Genomic DNA, 2,772 nt, shown 5'->3' with positions numbered 1-2,772 from the left:
CTGGCAACGTTCTAGTCTCACAGGGCGTAAGCCCAACTACATTCGACGCTAAAGAGCTTAACTTCTGTGTTCGGTATGGGTACAGGTGTGTCCTCTTCGCTATCGCCACCAGACGAAAACTTCATATACATATTATATCATCTTTTTTCTTTTTGTCAACAGTTACTTTCTAAAGAACTTTCACTTGATTAAGTCCTCGACCTATTAGTATTAGTCAGCTGAACACGTTACCGTGCTTACACTCCTAACCTATTCTCCTTGTCGTCTTCAAGGGGTCTTAATATCCGTGGGAAATCTCATCTCGAGGGGGGCTTCATGCTTAGATGCTTTCAGCTCTTATCCCTTCCGTATTTAGCTACCCAGCTATGCCACTGGCGTGACAACTGGTACACCATTGATACGTCCATCCCGGTCCTCTCGTACTAAGGACAGCTCCTCTCAAATTTCCTACGCCCACGACGGATAGGGACCGAACTGTCTCACGACGTTCTGAACCCAGCTCGCGTACCGCTTTAATGGGCGAACAGCCCAACCCTTGGGACCGACTACAGCCCCAGGATGCGATGAGCCGACATCGAGGTGCCAAACCTCCCCGTCGATGTGGACTCTTGGGGGAGATAAGCCTGTTATCCCCAGGGTAGCTTTTATCCGTTGAGCGATGGCCCTTCCATGCGGAACCACCGGATCACTAAGTCCTGCTTTCGCACCTGCTCGACTTGTAGGTCTCACAGTCAAGCTCCCTTGTGCCTTTACACTCTGCAAATGATTTCCAACCATTCTGAGGGAACCTTTGAACGCCTCCGTTACTCTTTGGGAGGCGACCGCCCCAGTCAAACTGCCCACCTGACACTGTCTCCCGGTCTTCTACGCCGAGGGTTAGAATTTCAATACAGCAAGGGTAGTATCCCAACAACGCCTCCTCATACACTGGCGTGCATGATTCTCTGGCTCCTACCTATCCTGTACATACTGCATCAAAATTCAATATCAAGCTACAGTAAAGCTCCATGGGGTCTTTCCGTCCTGTCGCGGGTAACCTGCATCTTCACAGGTACTATGATTTCACCGAGTCCATCGTTGAGACAGTGCCCAAATCGTTACGCCTTTCGTGCGGGTCGGAACTTACCCGACAAGGAATTTCGCTACCTTAGGACCGTTATAGTTACGGCCGCCGTTTACTGGGGCTTCAATTCATACCTTCGCTTACGCTAAGCACTCCTCTTAACCTTCCAGCACCGGGCAGGCGTCAGCCCCTATACTTCACCTTACGGTTTTGCAGAGACCTGTGTTTTTGTTAAACAGTCGCTTGGGCCTATTCACTGCGGCCTACTCTCGTAGGCACCCCTTCTCCCGAAGTTACGGGGTCATTTTGCCGAGTTCCTTAACGATGGTTCTCTCGCTCACCTTAGAATTCTCTTCCCAACTACCTGTGTCGGTTTGCGGTACGGGCACCTCTTATCTCGATAGCGGCTTTTCTTGAGAGTTTGGCTTCATTGACTTCGCTACTTTATTTCGCTCCCCATCACACTTCAGTCTTACGAGCAGCGGATTTGCCTACTACTCAACCTTTGTGCTTAGACGTCCTATTCCATCAGGACGATCAATTAGCCTCCTCTGTCCCCACTTCTCTCAAATGATATTTGGTGGTACAGGAATTTCTACCTGTTGTCCATCGGCTTCACCATTCGGCTTCACCTTAGGTCCCGACTTACCCAGAGCGGACGAGCCTTCCTCTGGAAACCTTAGTCATTCGGTGGATAGGATTCTCACCTATCTTTCGCTACTCACACCGGCATTCTCACTTCTAACCTCTCCACCTCGCCTTACAGCTCGGCTTCTATGATGTTAGAACGCTCTCCTACCATATAACATTAGTTATATCCGCAGCTTCGGTTGTATGTTTAGCCCCGGTACATTTTCGGCGCGATGTCACTCGACCAGTGAGCTATTACGCACTCTTTAAATGGTGGCTGCTTCTAAGCCAACATCCTGGTTGTCTGTGCATCATCACATCCTTTTCCACTTAACATACAATTTGGGACCTTAGCTGGCGGTCTGGGCTGTTTCCCTTTCGACTACGAACCTTATCACCCGCAGTCTGACTCCCGTTGATATTTATCTGGCATTCGGAGTTTGTCTGAATTCGGTAACCCGGGATGGGCCCCTAGTCCAAACAGTGCTCTACCTCCAGTAAACTCACAACGAGGCTAGCCCTAAAGCTATTTCGGAGAGAACCAGCTATTTCCAAGTTCGATTGGAATTTCTCCGCTACCCACAGCTCATCCAAACACTTTTCAACGTGTCCTGGTTCGGTCCTCCATTCAGTGTTACCTAAACTTCAACCTGGCCATGGGTAGATCACTTGGTTTCGGGTCTACTCCATCATACTATTTCGCCCTATTAAGACTCGCTTTCGCTGCGGCTCCATGTCTTCCACTTAACCTCGCATGATAAAGTAACTCGCCGGTTCATTCTACAAAAGGCACGCCATCACCCTCAAGGGGCTCTGACTACTTGTAAGCACACGGTTTCAGGTTCTCTTTCACTCCCCTCCCGGGGTTCTTTTCACCTTTCCCTCACGGTACTGGTTCACTATCGGTCACTAGGTAGTATTTAGCCTTACCAGATGGTCCTGGTAGATTCCGACGGAATTCCTCGTGTTCCGCCGTACTCAGGTGCTCTCTCGCGCCAACTTAGCATTTCGTATACAGGACTTTTACCTTCTACGGTCTAACTTTCCAGCTAGTTCTACTATACTTTGTCATACACTTT

General features: G+C 49.4%; 2 rRNA genes. Both read right to left on the bottom strand.

Annotation, left to right across the window (positions count from 1 at the left end):
• Positions 1-113, bottom strand: a 5S ribosomal RNA gene (gene rrf / locus HMPREF3186_RS00340); the annotation flags it as partial.
• 71 nt (positions 114-184) lie between these two features.
• Positions 185-2,772: ribosomal RNA gene (locus HMPREF3186_RS08815) — 23S ribosomal RNA — on the bottom strand; the annotation flags it as partial.

The organism is Gemella haemolysans (genome assembly GCF_001553035.1).
Classification (GTDB): domain Bacteria; phylum Bacillota; class Bacilli; order Staphylococcales; family Gemellaceae; genus Gemella; species Gemella haemolysans_B.
This window is presented reverse-complemented; position numbering and strand designations above follow the sequence as displayed.